This is a genomic window from Novosphingobium fluoreni (assembly GCF_014196615.1).
Classification (GTDB): Bacteria; Pseudomonadota; Alphaproteobacteria; order Sphingomonadales; family Sphingomonadaceae; genus Novosphingobium; species Novosphingobium fluoreni.
Genome location: NZ_JACIDY010000002.1, coordinates 340,157 through 358,776, shown reverse-complemented (window position 1 = coordinate 358,776; position 18,620 = coordinate 340,157). Strand labels below are relative to the sequence as shown.

Sequence of the window (18,620 nt, the reverse complement as noted above, 5' to 3'; positions counted from 1 at the left end):
GCCCTATATCTCTCTATCGTCAGGCCCAGGGGCCGACGCGTTCGCCAGCGGCTTGCGGCCGCCGTTCGATTTGGCCGCTTCGCTTTGTTCCGCTGCCCCCTTTTGCTCTGCAGCTTGGGCGGAGCGGCCACGCGGGCCGTTGAAGTATTCCTGGATCCATGGATGATCCAGCGCCAGCAGCTCGGGGATGGTCCCCACCGCGATCACCTTCTTGTCCGCCAGCACCGCCACCCGGTCACAAATCGCATAGAGCGTATCGAGGTCGTGGGTGATGAGGAAGACGGTAAGGCCCAGCGTTTCCTTCAGTTCGCGCGTCAACTGGTCGAAAGCAGCCGCGCCGATCGGGTCGAGGCCCGCGGTCGGCTCGTCCAGGAACAGCAGCTCCGGATCGAGCGCCAGCGCCCGTGCCAGACCGGCGCGCTTGCGCATGCCGCCCGACAGCTCCGACGGGTACTTGAACGCCGCCTCGTCCGCCAAGCCGGAGAGCCGCACCTTGAACCGGGCGATCTCCTGACGCAGCGTATCGGTCATGTCCGGATAGAATTGCTTCAGCGGCACTTCCACGTTCTCACCCACCGTCAGCGTGGAGAACAGGGCACCGCCCTGGAACAACACGCCCCAGCGTGAGCGAACGTCGATCTCGTCCGCCTCGCTGGGCCGGGTCATGTCGTGGCCCAGCACGTGGACCTCGCCAGCTTCCGGCTGCTGCAGCCCGATGATGGAGCGCATCAGCACCGACTTGCCCGTGCCAGAGCCGCCGACGACGCCGATGATTTCTCCCTTGCGGACCTCCAACGAGAGATCGTCATGGATGAGGTGTTCGCCGAACGCATTGCGCAGGCCGCGCACCACGATCGGTGCTTCGGAACTGTCGACCGGCGGCCGGGCCACCTCTTGCACGTCGTCGCTCATTTCCAGCCGATCTCGGTAAAGAAGATCGCGAAGAAGGCATCCAGGACGATCACGGTGAAAATCGCGGTCACCACCGCCTGGGTCGTGCGAAGGCCCACTTCTTCCGCGTTCGATTTCACCTGCATGCCCTGATAGCACCCCGCCAGCGCTACGATGAGGGCGAAGATCGGCGCCTTGATCAGGCCGATCCAAACATCGGTGATCGGCACCACTTCCTGGATGCGCTTCAGGAAGGTGAGAAACGGGATATCGAGCGCGAAGTTCGAAATGAACGCGCCGCCGATGATCGCCACGACCGAGGAATAAAAGCCCAGCAGAGGCATCATCAGCACGGCGGCCAGCACGCGCGGGATCACCAGCGCCTCCATCGGCGAGACGCCGATCGTGCGCATGGCGTCGACCTCCTCGGTCAGCTTCATCGTCCCGATCTGCGCCGCGAACGCAGAGCCGGAGCGTCCCGCCACCATGATCGCGGTCATCAGGATGCCCAGTTCGCGCAAGGTGAGCCGGCCGGTGAGATTGATCGTGTAGATCTCCGCACCGAACTGCTGCAGCTGCACCGCGCCCTGCTGGGCGATGACGATGCCGATCAGGAAGCTCATCAACCCGACGATCCACAGCGAGTTCACGCCGATGTACTGCATGTGGTGGATGGTGGCCTTGCCGCGCAGCCGCGAGGGATGGCGCATGACCGTGGCCGATGTCTTCAGCATCGCCCCCAGGAAATCCAGGATACGGACCAGCCCGTGGCCCCACTGGATGATCATATCACCCACATCCGCCAGCGTACGGCGCAACAGGCCTTCGTGCGGCGGCGGTGCGGGCGGCGTGTCGTCCAAGTCGCCGATGGCGGCGAAAAGACGTCGGGCCTGCTCACTCTCACCCACGATCCGGGCGTCGTGCTTGCGTGCGAAGCGGCTGACCAGCCAGGCGCCGGTGGTGTCGATATCGGTGACGCCGCCCATGTCGATCTGCTTGAAATCGTGGGAGATCGTATCGAGCTTGGTATCGAGATTGCCTAGCGAGTGGACGCGCAGGGCACCCTTCAGCGCCAACGTGGGAACGCCGCCCTCCTGCGTCTCGGCAAGATTGAAGTCAGCCCATTCCCGCATAGTACCTCGTAATGAGGGATAATCACTGGCGCGGCAAGAGGTTCCACCTGCGCGACGAAATATGTGAGTGATCGTTCACTCTCTTTGTCAGGTATGCCTTCAGCCGAGGATTGTCCAGCACATCCTTGCCGCCGCCCGCGCACGATGGCAAAGGCCCGGAGCATGACGCAAGACAGCGCAGAGATGCTCGACAAGACCTTCGATCCCGCCGCGATCGAGGCAAAGTGGTATGCCCATTGGGAGACGGCCGGCCTGTTCCGTCCCGAGCGGCCGGACGCCACGCCCTTCACCATCGTCAACCCGCCGCCCAACGTCACCGGCAGCCTTCATGTCGGCCACGCGCTGGACAACACGTTGCAGGACGTGGTGATCCGCTACGAGCGGCTGCGCGGCAAGGATGCGCTGTGGGTCGTCGGTACCGATCACGCCGGCATCGCCACGCAGATGGTGGTCGAGCGGCAGATGGAGCAGCGTCAGGACAAGCGCACCAACTACACGCGCGAGCAATTCATCGAAAAGGTCTGGGAGTGGAAGGCCGAAAGCGGCGGCACCATCACCGGCCAGCTGCGCCGCCTGGGTTGCTCCATGGACTGGAGCCGTGAGCAATTCACCATGGACCCGCACTTCACCAAGGCGGTGGTGAAGGTCTTCGTCGACCTGCACAAGCAGGGCCTGATCTACCGTGACAAGCGGCTGGTGAACTGGGACCCGCGCCTGAAGACCGCGATCTCCGACCTTGAGGTCGAGACGCGCGAGATCGACGGCAAGTTCTGGCACTTCCGCTATCCGCTGTCGGACGGCTCGGGCCACATCTCGGTCGCCACCACCCGGCCCGAAACGATGCTGGCGGACATGGCGGTCGCGGTGAACCCGTCGGATGAGCGCTACCAGGCCTTGGTCGCGCGCGGCGCCACCGTGACCCTGCCGATCACCGGGCGCGAAATCCCGATCGTGTTTGACGAACACGCCGATCCGGAACTGGGCTCGGGCGCGGTGAAGATCACGCCGGGGCACGATTTCAACGACTTCGAAGTGGGCAAGCGCGCAGGCATCAAGGCTGCCGACATGCTCAACATGCTCGATGCCGAGGCGAAGGTCTGCCAGACTTCTGACGGGCTGATCCCCGCCGAGTTCATCGGCACCGACCGCTTCGACGCCCGAAAGCGCGTGGTCGAGCTGATGGATGCGGACGGCCTGCTCGACAAGATCGAGGACCGCGTGATCCAGACGCCCTACGGCGACCGCGGCGGCGTGGTGATCGAACCCTGGTTGACAGACCAATGGTATGTGGACGCCGAAACCCTCGCCAAGGCACCGCTGGACGCCGTGCGCTCCGGCGCGATCGAGATCGTGCCCAAGACCTGGGAGAAGACCTTCTTCAACTGGATGGAGAACATCCAGCCCTGGTGCGTCAGCCGCCAGCTGTGGTGGGGGCATCGGATTCCGGCTTGGTATGCGGATGACGGTTCGATCTACGTCGCCGAGACGGAAGAAGAAGCGCAATCCCAGGCCGGCAACAAAGCCGTCAAGCGTGACGAGGACGTGCTAGACACCTGGTTCTCCAGCGCACTCTGGCCTTTCGCCACGCTGGGCTGGCCGGAAGATAACGCCCTCCTCTCCCGCCACTATCCCAACGACCTGCTGATCTCCGGTTTCGACATCCTGTTCTTCTGGGATGCCAGGATGGCGATGCAGGGCATTCATTTCATGAAGCCAGAGTCGCCTTTGGCGGAAAGAGTGCCGTGGAAGCGGCTCTACCTGCATGGGCTGGTGCGCGCGGCGGACGGGCAGAAGATGTCCAAGTCCAAGGGCAACGTGGTCGATCCGCTGGGCCTGATCGACCAGTACGGCGCGGATGCCTTGCGCTTCTTCATGGCGGCCATGGAAAGCCAGGGCCGCGACGTGAAGATGGATGAGAAGCGGGTCGAGGGTTACCGCAACTTCGCCACCAAGCTGTGGAACGCGGCGCGGTTCTGCCAGAGCAATGGCATCGGCGCGAGCCAGTCGGTCGCGGCTCCGGCGGCGACGTCGGCGGTCAACCGCTGGATCATCGGCGAAGTGGTCGAGACGGTCGCGGCGTTGGACAAGGCGATGGCCGACTTGCGCTTCGATGCGGCGGCCAACACCATCTACCAGTTCGCCTGGAGCCAGTTCTGCGACTGGTACATCGAGCTGATCAAAGGCCAGTTCGACGACGAGACGAAGGCCGTGGCAGGCTGGGTGCTGGACCAAATCCTGGTGATGCTGCACCCGTTCATGCCTTTCGTGACCGAGGAACTGTGGTCCAAGATGGGCGCGCGGCCCTACGAGTTGATCGTGGCGAAGTGGCCGGAGCCGCAAGCGCCGATCGATGCGCAGGCGAAGGCCGAGGTCGAATGGCTGATCGCGCTCGTCGGCAACTTGCGCGCCGCCAAGGCTGAACTGGGCATCGCACCGGGAGCGCGGCTGACCGCCTACCTGGCCGATCCTTCCGAGCAGACGCGCTCGATCATCTCGCACAGCGGCACCGTGATCGACCGTCTGGCCCGGCTCGACGCGATCCGCTTCGAACCGGCCCCTGCCGGCGCGGCGATGCAGATCAGCGCGGGCGATGCAATGCTGGCGATCCCGCTGGAGGGCGTGATCGATCTCGCATCCGAAAAAGCGCGGCTGGAAAAGGCGCTGGCCACTTCGATTAAGGAACGGGACTCGCTGGGCAAGCGTCTGGAGAACCCGGCCTTCGTGGAAAAGGCGAAGCCCGAAGCGGTGGACAAGGCCAAGGCCGATCACGCCGCTCATTCGGCGGAAGCCGAGCGGTTGCAGGCCGCGCTGGCGCGATTGGGATAAAGGCGAGGCTGGGGTGTGGGGCCGAGCCGTCGGCGCGGCAAGCCCCTTTCCCAGCCCCGCCCCGCCGCCCTGCCCCTCCTCCCCGGCCGAATCCATTTTCCTACTCCGGCATGATCTGGCATGGGCCGCCGCGATGTCCGCGTTCCGCCTCCCTTCCCCCCAAAGCCCGAAATTCGGCCTTCAAGAGCCCCGGCGACTTACACGCCTGAACACCGGCAACTGCGGCAACCGCGCATGCTGACCCTGGCCACCACGACGCCCGGCGAACCGGAAATCTTTGCCTCCCTGCAAGGCGAAGGCCTCTCGCTCGGGCGGCCCAGCACTTTCGTGCGGCTCTCTCGCTGCAATCTGGCGTGCCAGTGGTGCGACACCGCCTACACCTGGCGGTTCGAGGGAGATAACCGCCCCCACCGCGATGCGCTGGCCTTTGATCGCACGCAGAACCAGGTGGCGCTGAGCGAAGAGGATGTCGCCGCGCGCATCACCGCGCTTTCCCCTGATCGCCTGGTGGTCACGGGGGGGGAGCCCCTGCTGCAAGGCCCGGCGCTGGCCCGGCTGCTGGCGCTACTGCCCGGGATGCACGTCGAGATCGAGACCAATGGCACGGTCGCCCCGCACCCGGCGCTGGACGGACTGGTGCATCAGTACAACGTCAGCCCCAAGCTGGCGCATAGCGGCAATCCGGCAGACCTTGCCCTGGTGCCAGAGCGGCTGCAGGCCTGGGCCACCGACCCGCGCGCCGTGTTCAAGTTCGTGATCGCGCAAGCTACAGATATGGCCCAGGTGCTGGGCCTCCAGCACGATTATGCGATTCCTGCCGATCGCGTGTTCCTGATGGCGGAAGGGCGCACCCCGGCCGAACTGGCGGCGCACAATCGCTGGCTGGCGCAGCTTTGCCTGGATCACGGCCTGCGCTTCACCGACCGCTTGCACATACATCTCTACGGCGACACGAGGGGCACATGAACGAGGCGAGCCCCATACCCATCGGCGAAAACGTGGCGGAGGTGCAACTCGCGCCGCAAAGTCCGCCACCCAGCGCGCCGGTGGACCGATCGGGCAACCCCAAGGGCGACCTGACGCAGGGGCCGATCCTGAAGACGCTGCTGGCATTCTCGATGCCGATGCTGATCAGTTCGGTGCTGCAGACGCTGAACGGCTCGATCAACGCGATCTGGGTGGGGCGGCTGCTGGGCGAAACGGCGCTGGCGGCAACGGCGAACGCCAATCTCGTGATGTTCATGATGATCGCCCTGATCATCGGCTTTGGCACCGCCACCACGGTGCGGGTCGGGCAGTTCTTCGGCGCGCGGGATATCGCCGGCGCGCGGCGCAACTTCGGCACCGGAATAGGATTTTGCGTGGTAGTGTCGATCGTGACCGGGCTGTTGGGGTGGTTCTTCACCCGCGACATCCTGGCGGCGCTGAACACGCCCGCGGCCAGTGCAGATCTGGCCTTCCAGTACCTTCAGGTGGTTTTCATCACCCTGCCGTTCGGCGTGGTGCTGATGATGGTATCAATGGGCCTGCGCGGCGCGGGGGATTCCAAGACGCCGCTCTACGCCATGATCCTGACCGCCGCGATCGACATCGTGGCGAACCCGGTACTGATCATCGGCCCCGGCCCGCTGCCCGCGCTGGGGATCGCCGGGTCCGCCATGGCGACGGCGTTCGCCAACCTTGCCGGCCTGTGCTTCATGCTGTGGCGCATCTACGGCCGGGATCTGCCGCTGCGCCTGCGCGGCCCGGAACTGGCGTACCTTATCCCCCGGGGCGCGGCGCTACGCTATATCGTGGTGAAGGGCATCCCGATGGGGGCCTCGATGCTGCTCTCATCCTCGGCCGGGGTGGTGATGATCGGCTTCGTCAATCGCGAAGGGCTGGAATTTTCCGCCGCCTACGGCGCGTCTTTGCAATTGTGGAATTATCTGCAGATGCCGGCCTTCGCCGTAAGCTCTGCGGTCAGCGCCATGGTCGCGCAAGCGATCGGCGCCGGAAAGCATGCGCGCGTGGGCAAAGTAACCCGCGTGGGACTAACCGCCACGCTGACGATGTCCACGGTGATGGCCGCGATCATCGTGCTGGCGGATCGGCCGCTGCTGGCGCTGTTCCTGGGCTCGACCAGTCCGGCCCTGCCCGTGGCGCAACATATGCAACTGCTGTGCACCGCCTCCTACGTGATCATGTGCGTGACGATGATCCTTTTCGGCACCATGCGGGCTTACGGCGCGGTGCTGGCGCCCTTGGTGATCCTGGGAATTTCACTCTACCCTTCCCGGATGGGCTTCTATTACCTGGTCTATCCCATGATCGGCAGCGACGCGGTCTTGTGGGCTTATCCGGTGGGCTCGTTCGCGGCAGCGGGGTTGAGCGTGTTGTACTACCTCAAGGGCAATTGGCGGCGCATCAACGTGCTGCCGGAGGTGGGCCCACCCGCCTCCTGAGCGATCAGCGCCCGCCCGCGCGCCAGCGCTGGACGGTGCGAACGACCATCTGCTCTTCGCCCCCGACCTGACGCCACAAGGTGCTGAAGGACGGGTCCCCAGAGGCGGGCCTGCGATCCTCCTCCAGATTGTCGAAAGCAACGCGGATCGGGATGGAAACGCCCTCTCCGCAGATGATGCACTCGCGGTTGCGCAAGGCGGGGATGGCATCGAGGAACCCGCGCGCGCCCTCCGGCATGGCTGCGCGCACGAAAGCCTGGTCGCGCTCGTTGTTGAGCCGCATGGCGATGATCGTGCCGCATTGCGAAAGCACGCCCTCCGCCAGGTCGGACGGACGCTGAGTAATCAGGCCGAGGGAGACGCCGTACTTGCGCCCCTCCTTGGCGATGCGCGACAGGATGCGCCCTACCGAGGAACCATCGGCATTGCGCTCGCTGGGCACGTAGCGGTGGGCCTCCTCGCAAACCAGGAGGATCGGCTGGGTCCGTTCTTCCCGCGCCCAAACCGCGAAATCGAACACCAGGCGGCTCAACACCGCGACGACGGTGGAGGTGATTTCGGACGGCACGCCCGAGACATCGATGATCGAGATCGGCCGCCCGTCGGAGGGCAGGCGGAACAGCTTGCCGATGAAATCTGCCATCACGTCGCCCACCAGCATGCCTGCGAACATGAATTGATAGCGTGGGTCCGCCTTGATCTCGTCGATCTTGTTCTTGATCCGCAAGTAGCCGGCGGTGGTGCGGCCCTTGTCCAGTTTGCCCATCTCGTTGTTGAGGATGTTGCTGAGGTCTGACAGCAAGTAGGGGATCGGCGCGTCCACGGTGATCCGGCCCAGCTCTTGCGCCAGGCGGTTGCGCATCCGCGCTTCCAGCAGGCACTTGCTGAGGATTTCGGCATCCTCCAGCCGCTCATGCCCGCGCGCGGTGATGAACACTTCGCAGTGTTCCTCAAAGTTCATCAGCCAGTAGGGCATCTGCAGATTGCCCACGTCCAGAACCACGCCGTTGGTGCGGAACGCCGCGCCATATTCGCCATGGGGGTCGATCATCACGATATGGCCCTGCGGCGCCGCGTCGCAGATACGGTGCAGGATCAGCGCGGCGGAGGTGGACTTGCCGGTGCCGGTCGATCCCAGCAGCGCGAAGTGCTTGCCCAGCAGCGCATCGACATAGAGCCCGGCGCGAATGTCCGACGTGGGATAGACGTTGCCCGCCTCGATCACGGCGGCGTGGCCGGAACTGGCGTAGATCTGGCGAAGGTCGTCCGTCGTGACGGGGTACACCAGCGATCCGGGGATGGGATAGACCGTCACGCCCCGGCGGAATGCGCGCATAACCCCGGTATCTGGGCAAATCTCGCCCTCGCCCAGGAAATCGATTTGGGCGACGATAGCTTCAGCGGAGCCTGGGTCCTGCTTCTGGCTGCGCACGCTGGCGAGCAGCCAATGATTGCCGGCGCGCAGCTTGATCTGGCATCCGACCTGGCCGGACAAGGCGATGGCTGGATCCGGATCACCGGAACACTCTGTCAGCCGGGGTACGTCCAGAACGATGCGCGATCCGGAGCCGGCGATCTCGATGACCATGCCGATCGGTTCATGCGCATTGGTCTGCACGGCACCGGCAAGATGCGTCAGGTCATCAAGTTGTACGCGGCCTGATGCTTCGACTGCCGCCATGTGCATGGTCATTTTCTCTTGGCCGTCCCGATTGTTACGCGGCCTACAGCTAGGGCGGCACGGTTAATATCAGGCTAACCTATCAGGTGAGGGCGAACAGCCGCCCCGCGATCCAGCCCATCGCCACCGACACGATCACCGCCAGCAAGCCATAAAACAGGCCGTAATTCGCCGAAAAGTCCGCGATCGCGCGCTCCACACCGATCTTTCGCACATCGACCGTGCTGCTGGCCGACGCGACGACACGCCCTTTGGAAATCGCGAAAGTCTCTGCCGTGTACGTCCCGATCGGCACGCGAGACGGCAACCCGATCCGCGCCTGATACAGCACTTGCTCGTTCACCTTCACCGCGCCTTCCTCCTGCCGATAGAGTCCTTTCTCGACATTGAGCTGGACCAGGCCGGCGGCGAAGCGGGCTTGTTCGTCGGGATCGATCGAGCCGATCGGCGAAAGCTGCAGCCACTTCAGCCCCAGTTCGTAGATCGCGGCGGTCTTGTCGTCGACGATCTGCGCGATCGGGCGGGTCGAGGCGATCGCGTAGTATGACGGTGCCGAGCGCAGTTCGGTGCTGTCGACATTGATCCAGATGCCTGCGACCTTTTGTTTTTCGCGCACCACGATCGACTGGGTGGGGCCTTTCAGCACCACGATGATGTCATAGTCCTGCGCGGCGCGGGTGCCTTCCGGGCTCAGCACCGCGCCGAACAGCAGCAGTTCGGTGCCGGTGAAACCCTGGCGCAGTTGCACTTCGTGCTGCGACACTTCGGGCACCAGGATCGGATCGCGCGCGGCGCCCAGCAGCAGCAGGAGGAAAAGAGCGACAATCCCCCTCAAAGCGGGGCCACCGTGTAAATGTCGTCCGGGCGATAACCCAGGCCCAGCGCCATGCGCAGCGCCACCAGCAGCACGATCACCGCCAACAGCAGCCGCAGTTTCACCGGACTGGCCTTTTGCGCAAATTTCGCGCCGACCTGCGCACCCGTGACCGAGCCCACCAGCAGCAACGTGGCCAGCACGATGTCCACCGCCTTCGTAGTCAGCGCGTGCATCATCGTGGTCGCCATCGTAACGAACAGGATCTGGAACAGCGAGGTGCCGACCACGACATTCGCGCTCATGCCCAGGATATAGAGCATGGCCGGAACCAGCACGAAACCGCCGCCGATGCCCATCAACATCGTCAGGATACCCGTCGCCACGCCCAGCAGGAGCGGCGCCAGAGGAGAAATATAGAGGCCCGAGCGATAGAACCGCCAGCGCATCGGCAGGTTGGCGACCAGCGGGTGATGGCGTCGTTTGGCTGCGGGCAGCGGCACGCCGCTGCGTTCCGCCCGCAAGGTGCGGATGCTCTCCCGGGCCATCAGTCCGCCGATTGAGCCGAGCAGCAGCACGTAGAGGATGTTGATGACGGTATCAATCTGACCCAGGCGCTGGAGCACGTTGAACAACACCGCGCCGATCCCGGTCCCCAGGATGCCGCCCGCCACCAGCACGCCGCCCATCTGATAGTCGACCCCGCCGCGCCGCGAATGCGCGAATGCGCCCGAAACACTGGCGCCGGTGACCTGGCTGGCGGCGGAGGCGGCGGCCACCGTGGGCGGAATGCCGTAGAAGATCATCAGCGGCGTCGTCAGGAACCCGCCGCCGACACCGAACATGCCCGACAGTAGCCCGGTCAACGCGCCGAGTGCGACGATGATCAGGCCGTTGACCGACAGATTGGCGATGGGCAGGTAGACGTCCACGGTCCGTCTTCGCTAGCCTACCCGGATGGCGGAAGAAAGGCAGGCCGCGAAAAAGCCCGTCTTTTCCGCTGTCGCCGTTCGGTCAGAACCCAGCGGCGACCGTCACGGCTGGGCCTGAGCCGGGCTCCGCGTTCCCGGCCACGCGGAACCGCCAATCCACCGCCAGCCTGCCGAAGACCTTGGAGGTCAGCGGCATCGAGACGGTCGCCCCCGGCCCTGCGTCGACTCGCGATGCGCCTTTCTGGATGCCGCCCCAGACACCGCCGCCGGCGCGCGCCTCCACCCGGCCTACCGTCAGCAGCGAGCGATCAACGCGCAGCTGCCCGTCGGCGAAGGGCGTGGCGTATCGGCCTGCGACGTAGCCGGCCTGGCCATAGGCTTCGGCGCGCAAGGCCCCCGGTAACGGGATCGGCGGCAGTTCCGTCACCGCCATCGCCACCGGCTGGACCCTGCGCGATCCGCCTTGGGCGGTGACCCGCCCCTCCAGCGCCGCGACCACGGGCAGGCGGGGAATCGGGCGCGCAGAAAGCCCCAGCGCCGCCGTCGTCTCGTTGATCGCGCCGACGCTGGACGTGGTGCGCAAGTATGCCGTCGGCCGGCGCGGATCGTCCATCGCAATACGGTATCGCAACACGGCTCCGGCCTGGCTGGCACCATATGTCGCTGGCAGCGTGCCTGCGCGCGGAACCCTGCCCCCGCTTTTGCGCAGGAGGGTCCACGCGTCCATCGACCAGCGCCGCTTGTCACCGATCAAGCGGCCGATCTTTGAACCAAGCAAAGCATTGGGCTTACCATATTGCGGCACTTGCAAGCCGGGCCTGGCCTGCGGGGCTCCGGTGAAGCCAAGCGGGAGCGTACCGCCATCCTCCAGCGCCATCCGGCCGATCGGTTGGCCGGGATAGTCTGCCGTCACGTACATCCTGGAGGTGTCCGCGTCCCGGTCGCGCTGCTCCTGCGGGAGACCGGCCAATCGATCGGTCTGCGTGGTGTATCGCATCGCAGGGGAAGGCCTGGCGGACGAGTAACCACCGGGTGCCGGCAGGTAGTAGACGACCGTCGGATAGCCCGCGCCGTAGGCTGGCTCGGGATAGAGTGCGCTATCCACAGCCATGGGATACGATTGCAGGCCGATATGCTCGCGGGCGTTGCCGTGATCGACCCGCGCCGCAGCGATATTTGCGGAAGGCGACGTGGCAACCATGCGGGACACGGTGGGCAGGCTGCTCGCCTCGGCGCCGCCGATGGTGGATACCCTGGCTCCAACCCACCCCAGTAGAAGAGCGGCCAGCACCACCAGCGGCTGCCCCCGCTTGCGCGGGCCGCTCATGCCACGGCTCCGGCAAAGGCGGGGTGATGATCATGCTCGGTCTTGTCCCACACCACCGGCGCGCCGCGCAGTGTGCGGGCATAGGCGACGATCGCGCGGCGACCCGCCATGATCGCGATCACATTCGCCACAAACATACGCGGGATCGATCGCAACCCTTCAGCCATGCCGTAAGCGTGCGCGGTGAAGGCGAAACGCATCCCCGCGCGCCAGATCATGCTGGCGAGGCAGACGAGCAACATCCCCCTCAAGCCCGATCCGGTGACGATCGCACCGCTCAGCCCCGCCAGTTCGGCTAGGAACAAGATACCGCTAATGCACAGCCAGACGTACGCGACGGCCAGCACCAGCGCCATCAGCGGCCCCTTGCGATCTCTCAGGCGCATCCACGCATCGAGCGGGCGGCGCGACCAACCCAGACGGTCCCATCCCTGCAAGGCGATGCCGTGGATCCAGCGGGTCTTCTGCCGCACCGCCGTTTCCAGCGTGGACGGAAAATACGCGCGGGTGGCGATCAGGCTGCCATCGGCGGCGCGCTCTCGCACGAAGCGTGAGCGGCGCCCCGTGTCGGAGAAGAGGAACCCCAGTTCGTAATCCTCGGTGAGGCATTCGGACGCGAACGGACCGTCTCCGCCCTCAACACGGCGAGCGTGGGCGAGCACCTCAAGCCCGGACCTTGCAAACCCACAACCCACTCCTGCGGCCGGGATCGGCGCACGCAAGGCATCGCGAACGGTCAGCGTCTTGGTATGTGCTTCGGCGAATTCGTCCGAATAGTGGCCGGCGATCCAGGGCGAATGCCGCTGCGGCTCCGGCAGGACCGGAAGCTGAACGAAGTCCGCCGTCGCCAGGCCTCTGCCGATGGCAGCCAGGGCCTGGGGATGCACCATATCCTCTGCATCATGCATCACCACGCCCGCAAAACGGCGACCGCTCGCCCGCTCGTCGGCGCACATCGCGCGATAGACCCGGTTCAGGCAATCGGCCTTGGTCGTCGGTCCCGGCCGGTCATGGATCACGATCCGCAGGCGCGCATCGCCAGCGGCTGCCGCCATGGCCGCGGCTACCGTCGCCGGATCATTGCCGTAGCAGCCCACGTAGAGCCGGATATCACGCTGCGGCCAGACGCGAAGGGCGTAGCTGACCATCGGGCCGATCACCCGCGCTTCCTTCCAGGCCGGCACGAAGATCGCGAGCGGCCCCGCTGCTTGGGTCGCATGGGCCGATTCATCGATGGGAGGCTGCCACCAGCGCCATAGCCGCTGCCCGATCCACAGGCAGTCTACCGCAAATTCGTCCAGCGCGCCCAGAACGAACCAGAATGCGGCAAAGTACAGCAGTTCCTGTTCGAGCATCCGCAACAGCGCGATGCCCCCCAGCAGCGGATCGTCCGACATGAGATTTCAAGCCCCCGGCGGCGATCGGTAAGCTGCCGGGGGCGGGCCCGCTATTTACAATTCTGTAACCCTGCTCGTCCGGGTGTCAGGCCGGCACAGGCCTCTGCCTCACCAACTGCCGATGTTGGACATGCTCGCCCAAGGCTCCTGCACCGGAAGCTTGCCATCCTGCAGCAGTTCCACGGAAATTCCGTCAGGCGAGCGCACGAACGCCATGTGTCCGTCGCGCGGAGGGCGGTTGATCGGCACGCCTGCGTCCATCAGGCGCTGGCACGTCTCGTAGATGTTATCGACCCGATACGCCAAGTGACCGAAGTTGCGACCGCCTGAGTACTCCTGCGGGTCCCAGTTGTACGTCAGTTCCACCTCCGCGACCCCGTCCTGCCCGGGCGCCGCGAGGAAGATCAGCGTGAAGCGCCCCTGCTCGTTGTCGAAACGGCGCACTTCTTCCAATCCGATCAGGCTGAAGAAGCGAACGGTCGCGTCCGGATCGGTGACGCGGATCATGGTATGCAGATATTTGGTCATGGTCAGGGTGCCTTCACAGGACTGGCGGCGCGGTTCCTGGGGTTGAAGCGGCCGTATGGGATGGCCGCTTATGTGGCGGGCCATACGCCGCGTGCAAGCCGGAACCCGCACGCAACCCGCCGCTTCGGGAGGGCTTATGTAGTTTTACAAGGCATCTGTTCAGCCCGTGGCCACGTCTTGTCGCTTAAGTACTTTCCGGGTATGGTGCAGCGCAACACGATGAAAAGTCTATTCCGCAGGTTTTCCGGCAAGGCGCGGCCGGCCCTTCCCGCCCATCCGGCATCGACACCGCCCGGCACGCGCATCTACGCGGTGGGCGATATCCATGGCCGGCTCGACTTGTTCGAGGAGATGATCCGCTCGATCGAAGCCGACGACGCTCGGCGTAAACCGGCTCGCACCGTCATCGTGCTTCTCGGCGACTTGATTGATCGGGGGCCAGACAGCGCTGGCGTCGTCGCCCGTGCCAGGGCCTGGGCGGAGCAGCGCGTGCTGAAGCTGATCATGGGCAACCATGAGGAGATGTTCCTCGACAGCTTCCGCAAGCAGGGCATCCTGCGCAACTTCATGCGCTTTGGCGGGCAGGTCACGATGATGTCCTACGGCATTCCCCAGCGCGCGTTGGCGGAGGCGGAGCCTGAAGAATTGCAGCGTCTGATGGCCGATGCGGTTCCGCAGGAGGACCGCGACTTTCTGGCCGGCTTCGAAAAGATGGTGCGTTACGGCGACTACGTCTTCGTCCATGCGGGCGTGCGGCCCGACATGCCGCTGGAACGCCAGACCGGGCAGGACTGCCGCTGGATCCGTGAGCCTTTCCTCAGCCACGAAGGGGACTTCGGCGGGATGGTGGTGCACGGCCATACGGTCACCGAAGCGCCCGAACTGATGCCCAACCGCATCGGTATCGACACCGGCGCGTTCATGAGCGGCAAATTGACCGCTATCGGCCTGGAAGGCACAGAGCGTTGGCTGATGCAGGCCTGCGAGCAGAATGACGGAGACATCGCCTGCGTGGCGCGGGCTGCCTGAATCACCCACGCTCGTCCCGCGTTAAGAATAACTTTCAGGATCGTACATTAAACCTTCGCCGAATCCCTGGCGGTGGCGATGCATTTCGATCTTCTCACTCTGTACTATCTAGCGATCGGAACGCTGCTTCTCAGCGCGCTGATGACGCTTTGGGAATGCCAAGACCGTGCAGGCCGTTCGCGCGAGATGTGCATCCTGGCCGCCGGTTACTTCGGGCTGGCAGTGGGATGTGCGCTGGCCACCGTGCGGCCTCACGCGCCGGGCGCTATGGTTCCGGCACTCAGCAGTATCGTAATGCTGGGCGGATACCTCCTGCTTCTGGAAGGTGCAGCCGCGCTTTCGGGCCGGAGTCATCGGCGAAAGGCGATCGCGCTGCTGGTGATGCTCACGGCGACCTGGGTGGTATTCGGCGGTAACCAGTCCGCAAGCATCTGGTATTTCGCCTGTGGCCTGCCGATCGCGCTCGCCAGCGGTCTTACCGCCTGGGAGATGTCACGCAGTGCCCAACTGCGGCACTTGCGTTCACGCCGGGTCGCCGTGCTGATATCAGCCTTGCACGCGCTGCTGTACCTTGGCCGAGCCACGATCCTGCCCCTGCTGGCGGAGCGCTTTGGCGCGGACGTCGTGATCATCGCCAGCAAGGTGACGATGTACGAAGGCGTGCTGTACTCCGTCGCGATGCCGGCTGCCTTGCTGGCGATGCTGCGTGAGGAGGCGCACGAGCAACTGCGCGATGCCTCGCAAACCGATTTCCTGACGAACGTGGGCAACCGGCGCTGGTTCTTCGAAACCGGGGAACGCCTGCTGGCGGACCTGCCGGCAACCCACAGTGAGACCTGGATCTTTGCTTTCGACCTCGATCATTTCAAGGCCATCAACGATCGATTCGGCCATGCGACGGGTGACCACGTGCTGCAGATTTTCGCCCGCGTCGTACGTGACACGCTGCGGGGAGGAGAGATCGTCGCCCGGCTTGGCGGTGAAGAATTCGCCGCGATCCTGCGGGGCCGTTCCCGTTGCGACGCGATCGTGGCGGGGGAACGGATAGCGTCGCGCTTTTCCCGGGCCGTCGCTGCGGAACCTGGCCTTGCCGGGGTGACCGCCACCGTCAGCATCGGCATCGCCGAGCACGGGAGCCACGGCACCAGCCTGAGCGAGTTGCTCTCCGCCGCCGACCGGGCGCTGTATTCGGCCAAGGCGCAGGGGCGCAATCGCATCGAAAGCGTGCCAGACCCGCTGCAGGCCGCCGCTTGATCATCGCGTTGATCGAGTATCCAGGATTCGCGCCGGGGAGCCTGTAAGCCGGGTTCTGTCATGCCGACGGTATCCCAGACGGGACCGTATCGCCAAGGGCAGCCATTCCTCTTACGCGTTGCATCGCTGCACCGCTCTAGCGACCAACCCGGGCTGTCGGGTCCGAAACAGACCCGCCTTGGCATAAGCCTCGGCGCGCAGCCCCTATTCGGTCTTGCTCCGGGTGGGGTTTGCCATGCCGCTTGCCGTTACCGGAAGCGCGGTGCGCTCTTGCCGCACCCTTTCACCCTTACCGTCGGTTCCAAGGAACGTCTGGCGGTCTGCTCTCTGTGGCACTTTCCCTAAGCTTCGGGGCCAAGGCCCCTCGCCCGGCGGGCGTTACCCGCCACCCTCGTTTCGTGGAGCCCGGACTTTCCTCGGCACTTCAAAAAGAAGTGACGCGGCTGCCCGGCTCCCCGGCGCGAAGCGGTCACCTAGCACGACCGGTGTCGCGTTCCAACAAAAGCTCTAGCAGGATACCGCCGATTTCACCGTCGATCTCACCGTCGATGTATTCGGGTCGCCAGCGGCGCTGGAAGGCCCGCACGGCGGCGCGGCCGTCGACCACCTCGTAGCCGAAGCGCTCCAGGGCGAGATAGAACGCGCCCGGATTGTCGTAGAACAGGTTCATCTTCGCCTTGGGAATCTCTAGCGCGAGACCCAGATCGCCCAGGCGAGCCCAGTCGAAATACTCACCCGGATCGACCTTGCGCGCCGGCGCGACGTCGGAGTGGCCGACCACATTGGCGCGCGGGATGTCATGCCGGTCCATCATGTCGGCCAGGAGCGGCAGCAGCGCATCCATCTGCGGCTCGGGAAACGGGCGATAGCCGAACTCATGCCCGGGATTGACCAGCTCGATGCCGATGCTGGCCGAGTTCACGTCGGTGATCCCGCGCCAGTAGGACCGACCGGCGTGCCAGGCGCGCTTGTCCTCGGGCACCAGGCAGGTGACTGTGCCGTCCTCATCGATCATGTAGTGCGCGGAGACTTGCGAGCTTTCATCGCACAGCCGCGCCAGCGCCTCCCCCGCCGTGCGCATACCGGTGTAGTGCAGCACGATCATCGAGATCGGCAGCTGCCGCTCGTTGAAATTGGGAGAATGGACGACCTTGTTGACCAGCCAGCGGTTCATCGTGCGATCCGCGTCTGCATGGCCATCATGCCCTCTCCTATGCGCTCAAGCCGCGTCGGGCAGCATGGCGCCCAGCACCAGCGCCTCGTCAGTCAGCATATATTGCAATTGCCCCCCGACAGTCTCGGCCAGGCCCGCCAGCATGGCGGCAGGCGCGGTGCGACTGGACAGCTCGTTCTCGGGAAGCTGGTTTTCCAGTGCGCGGCCGATATCGCGATCGAAGGCGATGCGCGGTCCTTCGGCGCGCACCACGATCTCGCTGGCGCCATCGCGCTGCTCGGCCGCGAGCGATAGCACGCCGCCACGCGGCAAGGCCTCTATCCCCACGAGCGCGAAGTTCAGCAGCGTCTTGATGGCCGGCTTGGGCAAGGCATCGCTGCCGAAGGCCCATTCCACCGTGATGCGCGGATTATTGGCCACCAGCGCATCGACCAGGACGCGCGCCTCGTTCACTGCCACCAGTTCTCCGAACCCGCCGGCGGCGCCGAAGGCGAGCCGGAAGAACTTCAGCTTGTCCGCCGAGATCCGCGCGCTTTGCTCCAGCAATTCGAAGCAGCGCTGGCGCATCTCTGGGTCTTTCTCGTCCGCGAGCAGTTCCAGCCCATTGCTGAGCGCGCCCACCGGGCTGAGCATATCGTGGCACAAGCGCGAGCAGAGCAGGCTGGCAAGATCAAGCGAAGAGGTGGTCATGAGATTTTTCCGTGTATCCGTTCTTCGCTTCGGCGCTTGTTGTGAAAAGGCTTCTAGCCGTCGATGATGCGGCAGGAAAGTGGCGTGAAACCATTTCCGCTATCGCGCCAGAAAGCAACCTCGCCCGCGGCGATGATCGCCCACACGCGCAAATCGCCGGTGGAATGTTCGCAGTCCGTGGCGGACGGAACCGGATGGCCTTTGGGATGCGAATGATAATAGCCCAGCACCGCCGCCCCGCTCGCCCGCGCGGCCCGGTGCGCGGCGAAAAGCGCTGCCGGATCAATCTCAAAACGCGTCTCGGGCGCTGGCGAGATATTGGCGGCGGGGGCAGCCTGATCGATCCGTTCGCCATGCCCCAAAAGCAGGCCGCAACACTCTAGCGGGGCGGACGCTTCCGCTTCCTTCAACAGTGTGGCGATCACGCCACTTGTCACTTCCACAGCCATGCCCACGTATTAAGCATGACCGGGGGGCCCCAGCACAGCGTAATCTTCTCA

At 64.9% G+C, this 18,620-nt stretch carries 16 protein-coding genes and 1 other RNA gene; 5 read left to right on the top strand and 12 right to left on the bottom strand.

The window, feature by feature from the left end; all coding sequences use genetic code 11:
* Window positions 1–3 precede the first annotated feature (3 nt).
* Together GGR39_RS05335 and GGR39_RS05330 are read right to left on the bottom strand one after the other, a co-directional pair.
* The gene (locus GGR39_RS05335; protein ID WP_183616196.1) at window positions 4–912 is read right to left on the bottom strand and encodes an ABC transporter ATP-binding protein; all 909 of its coding nucleotides are present in this window, start codon (window positions 910–912) and stop codon (window positions 4–6) included.
* Window positions 909–2,024 carry an ABC transporter permease gene (locus GGR39_RS05330; protein ID WP_183616195.1) on the bottom strand — a complete coding sequence of 372 codons (1,116 nt, stop codon included), beginning with the start codon at window positions 2,022–2,024 and terminating at the stop codon, window positions 909–911. The genes GGR39_RS05335 and GGR39_RS05330 overlap by 4 nt, the downstream gene beginning before the upstream one ends.
* Before the next feature lie 162 nt (window positions 2,025–2,186).
* Between GGR39_RS05330 and GGR39_RS05325 the strand changes: the two genes are divergently transcribed.
* The 3 genes from GGR39_RS05325 to GGR39_RS05315 all read left to right on the top strand — a co-directional run bounded on the left by GGR39_RS05325 (window position 2,187) and on the right by GGR39_RS05315 (window position 7,294).
* Window positions 2,187–4,850 carry a valine--tRNA ligase gene (locus GGR39_RS05325; protein ID WP_183616194.1) on the top strand — a complete coding sequence of 888 codons (2,664 nt, stop codon included), beginning with the start codon at window positions 2,187–2,189 and terminating at the stop codon, window positions 4,848–4,850.
* A 234-nt stretch (window positions 4,851–5,084) separates the two neighbouring features.
* Entirely contained in the window at window positions 5,085–5,816 is a 732-nt protein-coding gene (locus tag GGR39_RS05320) for a 7-carboxy-7-deazaguanine synthase QueE (RefSeq protein ID WP_183616193.1), read from the top strand.
* Window positions 5,813–7,294 carry an MATE family efflux transporter gene (locus GGR39_RS05315; RefSeq protein ID WP_183616192.1) on the top strand — a complete coding sequence of 494 codons (1,482 nt, stop codon included), beginning with the start codon at window positions 5,813–5,815 and terminating at the stop codon, window positions 7,292–7,294. Before GGR39_RS05320 ends, GGR39_RS05315 begins: the two co-directional genes overlap by 4 nt.
* 4 nt (window positions 7,295–7,298) lie before the next feature.
* On the opposite strand, the gene GGR39_RS05310 is transcribed toward GGR39_RS05315, so the two are convergent.
* The 6 genes from GGR39_RS05310 to GGR39_RS05285 all read right to left on the bottom strand — a co-directional run bounded on the left by GGR39_RS05310 (window position 7,299) and on the right by GGR39_RS05285 (window position 13,973).
* The gene (locus tag GGR39_RS05310; RefSeq protein ID WP_246388346.1) at window positions 7,299–8,975 is read right to left on the bottom strand and encodes an ATP-binding protein; all 1,677 of its coding nucleotides are present in this window, start codon (window positions 8,973–8,975) and stop codon (window positions 7,299–7,301) included.
* 82 nt (window positions 8,976–9,057) lie between these two features.
* Window positions 9,058–9,810, bottom strand: coding sequence for a TIGR02186 family protein (locus GGR39_RS05305; RefSeq protein WP_058735092.1), 753 nt, complete (start codon window positions 9,808–9,810; stop codon window positions 9,058–9,060).
* Window positions 9,807–10,721, bottom strand: a complete 915-nt coding sequence (locus GGR39_RS05300; protein WP_058735093.1) for a sulfite exporter TauE/SafE family protein — start codon at window positions 10,719–10,721, stop codon at window positions 9,807–9,809. The genes GGR39_RS05305 and GGR39_RS05300 overlap by 4 nt, the downstream gene beginning before the upstream one ends.
* A gap of 82 nt (window positions 10,722–10,803) precedes the next feature.
* A complete protein-coding gene (locus tag GGR39_RS05295; RefSeq protein WP_183616190.1) occupies window positions 10,804–12,048 on the bottom strand; it encodes a hypothetical protein in 1,245 nt (414 codons plus the stop codon).
* Entirely contained in the window at window positions 12,045–13,445 is a 1,401-nt protein-coding gene (locus GGR39_RS05290) for a glycosyl transferase family protein (RefSeq protein ID WP_183616189.1), read from the bottom strand. Before GGR39_RS05290 ends, GGR39_RS05295 begins: the two co-directional genes overlap by 4 nt.
* Before the next feature lie 108 nt (window positions 13,446–13,553).
* Window positions 13,554–13,973 carry a VOC family protein gene (locus GGR39_RS05285; protein ID WP_183616188.1) on the bottom strand — a complete coding sequence of 140 codons (420 nt, stop codon included), beginning with the start codon at window positions 13,971–13,973 and terminating at the stop codon, window positions 13,554–13,556.
* 219 nt (window positions 13,974–14,192) lie between these two features.
* On the opposite strand from GGR39_RS05285, the gene GGR39_RS05280 reads away from it, so the two are divergent.
* Together GGR39_RS05280 and GGR39_RS05275 are read left to right on the top strand one after the other, a co-directional pair.
* Entirely contained in the window at window positions 14,193–15,002 is an 810-nt protein-coding gene (locus tag GGR39_RS05280; RefSeq protein ID WP_058735264.1) for a metallophosphoesterase, read from the top strand.
* 78 nt (window positions 15,003–15,080) lie between these two features.
* On the top strand, window positions 15,081–16,256 hold the full coding sequence (locus tag GGR39_RS05275; RefSeq protein ID WP_058735097.1) for a GGDEF domain-containing protein: 1,176 nt from the start codon (window positions 15,081–15,083) through the stop codon (window positions 16,254–16,256).
* Window positions 16,257–16,284: 28 nt separating this feature from the next.
* Here GGR39_RS05275 and rnpB read toward each other — a convergent pair.
* The 4 genes from rnpB to GGR39_RS05255 all read right to left on the bottom strand — a co-directional run bounded on the left by rnpB (window position 16,285) and on the right by GGR39_RS05255 (window position 18,569).
* Window positions 16,285–16,715: RNase P RNA component class A (rnpB, locus tag GGR39_RS05270), an RNA gene on the bottom strand.
* A gap of 10 nt (window positions 16,716–16,725) precedes the next feature.
* Window positions 16,726–17,430: an N-acetylmuramoyl-L-alanine amidase gene (locus tag GGR39_RS05265; RefSeq protein ID WP_058735098.1), complete on the bottom strand. Its 705-nt coding sequence runs from the start codon at window positions 17,428–17,430 to the stop codon at window positions 16,726–16,728.
* A 45-nt stretch (window positions 17,431–17,475) separates the two neighbouring features.
* Entirely contained in the window at window positions 17,476–18,120 is a 645-nt protein-coding gene (locus GGR39_RS05260) for a histidine phosphotransferase family protein (RefSeq protein WP_058735099.1), read from the bottom strand.
* Between the two features lie 53 nt (window positions 18,121–18,173).
* Complete coding sequence (locus tag GGR39_RS05255) at window positions 18,174–18,569, bottom strand: M67 family metallopeptidase (protein ID WP_183616500.1); 396 nt, start codon at window positions 18,567–18,569, stop codon at window positions 18,174–18,176.
* Between the last annotated feature and the right edge of the window lie 51 nt (window positions 18,570–18,620).

Bases quoted from the DNA above. Each gene is read 5' to 3' on its own strand.
- GGR39_RS05295 (WP_183616190.1), bottom strand. From the start codon at position 12,048: ATGAGCGGCCCGCGCAAGCGGGGGCAGCCGCTGGTGGTGCTGGCCGCT.
- GGR39_RS05265 (WP_058735098.1), bottom strand. From the start codon at position 17,430: ATGAACCGCTGGCTGGTCAACAAGGTCGTCCATTCTCCCAATTTCAAC.
- GGR39_RS05260 (WP_058735099.1), bottom strand. From the start codon at position 18,120: ATGACCACCTCTTCGCTTGATCTTGCCAGCCTGCTCTGCTCGCGCTTG.
- GGR39_RS05280 (WP_058735264.1), top strand. From the start codon at position 14,193: ATGAAAAGTCTATTCCGCAGGTTTTCCGGCAAGGCGCGGCCGGCCCTT.
- GGR39_RS05325 (WP_183616194.1), top strand. From the start codon at position 2,187: ATGACGCAAGACAGCGCAGAGATGCTCGACAAGACCTTCGATCCCGCC.
- GGR39_RS05255 (WP_183616500.1), bottom strand. From the start codon at position 18,569: ATGGCTGTGGAAGTGACAAGTGGCGTGATCGCCACACTGTTGAAGGAA.
- GGR39_RS05330 (WP_183616195.1), bottom strand. From the start codon at position 2,024: ATGCGGGAATGGGCTGACTTCAATCTTGCCGAGACGCAGGAGGGCGGC.
- GGR39_RS05310 (WP_246388346.1), bottom strand. From the start codon at position 8,975: ATGGCGGCAGTCGAAGCATCAGGCCGCGTACAACTTGATGACCTGACG.
- GGR39_RS05290 (WP_183616189.1), bottom strand. From the start codon at position 13,445: ATGTCGGACGATCCGCTGCTGGGGGGCATCGCGCTGTTGCGGATGCTC.
- GGR39_RS05275 (WP_058735097.1), top strand. From the start codon at position 15,081: ATGCATTTCGATCTTCTCACTCTGTACTATCTAGCGATCGGAACGCTG.
- GGR39_RS05335 (WP_183616196.1), bottom strand. From the start codon at position 912: ATGAGCGACGACGTGCAAGAGGTGGCCCGGCCGCCGGTCGACAGTTCC.
- GGR39_RS05320 (WP_183616193.1), top strand. From the start codon at position 5,085: ATGCTGACCCTGGCCACCACGACGCCCGGCGAACCGGAAATCTTTGCC.
- GGR39_RS05285 (WP_183616188.1), bottom strand. From the start codon at position 13,973: ATGACCAAATATCTGCATACCATGATCCGCGTCACCGATCCGGACGCG.
- GGR39_RS05315 (WP_183616192.1), top strand. From the start codon at position 5,813: ATGAACGAGGCGAGCCCCATACCCATCGGCGAAAACGTGGCGGAGGTG.